The 246-nt window shown below is 46.3% G+C and carries 1 pseudogene; it reads right to left on the bottom strand.

Annotated features, from left to right (window positions below):
- A pseudogene (locus SB658_RS26605) lies at window positions 1-246 on the bottom strand (PAS domain-containing sensor histidine kinase); the annotation flags it as partial.

Here is a 246-nt window from a genome sequence, read left to right as displayed (position 1 = left end):
TCTCTCATAATGGACATGTAGAACCCGCTGATTAAGTTGGACGTAATCGTAAATTCAAACAGCTTCTCTTCGCCGGACCGAAGCTTGACGGGCAGTTCTCCTTTGGCATTTCCTTTTCTGCGGAGGGTTTCCCAGATTTCTTTCAGATGCTTTTTGTTTTCGCCGTCGGTAAAATGGCGGAGCGACAGATGGGACAATTCATTCTGGCCGATCTCAAAGCTTTTGCAAAAAGAGAGGTTCGCATCA

It is taken from the genome of Bacillus sp. SIMBA_008, from assembly GCF_046535495.1.
Lineage (GTDB): Bacteria > Bacillota > Bacilli > Bacillales > Bacillaceae > Bacillus > Bacillus subtilis.
The sequence above is the reverse complement of the archived record's forward strand: the minus strand, read 5'-3'. Positions and strand labels throughout refer to the sequence as shown.